Annotated in this window: 1 protein-coding gene; it reads right to left on the bottom strand. The window is 57.0% G+C overall.

All coding sequences use genetic code 11. The annotated features are described in order from the left end of the window. Complete coding sequence (gene phnY, locus AC2FEE_RS25575; RefSeq protein WP_496868224.1) at nt 1-1,464, bottom strand: phosphonoacetaldehyde dehydrogenase; 1,464 nt, start codon at nt 1,462-1,464, stop codon at nt 1-3. Nucleotides 1,465-1,506: the final 42 nt, after the last annotated feature.

Raw genomic sequence — 1,506 nt, forward strand, 5'->3', positions numbered from 1 at the left:
TCAGTCTGGCCAGGGCAGGGAATATGTTTTGACGTTTGTGAAGAACTTCATCGCTTCGATGACGCCTTCCTTGACGCCGTTGCCGCTGTCCTTGATGCCGCCAAAGGGGGACATTTCGATCCGGTACCCCGGTTGTTCCCAGATATTGCAGGTGCCGACATCCAGTCCGTTGATATAGGCGATCGCCCGGTTCAGATCATTGGTACATACACCCGAGGACAGGCCAAACTCGGTCGAGTTCGAGATTGCCATCACCTCTGCGTCATTGTCCGGCACGCGCACGATGGGGACGATGGGGCCAAAGGTCTCTTCCATCACCAATTCGCTGTCATGGGGAACCTTGTCGACCACGATGGGCGGCAGCAGCGCGCCCTGACGACCGGGGTGGTAGAGGATTTCCGCGCCCTCTTCCTCGGCCATGTAGACCCGTTTCTCGAACAGCTCTGCCGCCTTGTCGTGGATCACGCAGCCCAGTTCGGTCTCGGGGTCCTGCGGGTCGCCGAACTTGATCTTCCTGGCCTTCTCCAGCACCAGCGGCACAAACTTGTCCGCCACGCTTTCCTGCACCAAAATGCGCTTGACCGCCGTACAGCGCTGGCCGGAATTGCCGGTGGCACCTGCAACTGCAATCGTGGCGGCTTTGTCCAGATCGGCGTCGCTGAGGTCGTTGAGGACGATTAGAGGATCATTTCCACCAAGTTCCAGCGCCTGACGTTTGTAGACGCCTTTTTCGGCAATCATCTTGCCCACAGGCACGCCGCCGGTGAAAGTGATGATGTCGATATTTTCGTTAGTGATCATCTCATCCCCGATGTCAGCGGGCCAGCCGGTGACAACCTGGAACATCTCGGGCGGTAAACCCGCCTCATACAGAATATCCGCCAGCGTCAGACAGGTCAGCGGGGTCAGTTCCGTCGGCTTGCAGACCATGCAATTGTTGGTCGCAATCGACGGCGCGATCTTGTGGCTGACCATGTTCAGGGGATGGTTGAATGGCGTGATCGCACTGATCGCGTTCACCGGCTCGCGCTTGGTAAAGATTTTGCGGGCCTTGCCATTATGGGTCAGATCGCACGAAAAAATCTCGCCATCATCTTTCAGCGCTTCGGCTGCCGCGAATTGATACACATCCTGTGCGCGCTTGGTTTCGTAGATCGCATGTTGGTGGCAGATGCCAAGTTCCAGCGTCAGCCATTTGGCCAGATACTCACGCTTTTCTCCGATCAGTTCCCCCGCGCGCTGCAGGATCTGGCTGCGTTCATACCGGGTCAGCTTGGGCGTGTAGTTCGCCGCAATCTCGAAGGCCTTGCGTGCATGTTCGGCTGTTCCGGCCGGGACATGACCCACCACCTCGTTGGTATAGGGATAAAGCACCGGAACAGTTTCGTCGGTAAAGACAATCTCACCGCCAATCCGCATCCCTTCGTTTCGTGTTTCGATGTTCGACATGGTCTGATCTTTCATGACTTACTGTGCCGCTGCTGTGGTTGCGTAGAAAAAGGCGTC

The sequence above is a fragment of the Ruegeria sp. YTSC199 genome (assembly GCF_059609725.1).

Coding starts and splice junctions, on each gene's coding strand:
- phnY (WP_496868224.1), bottom strand. CDS start 1,464: ATGAAAGATCAGACCATGTCGAACATCGAAACACGAAACGAAGGGATG.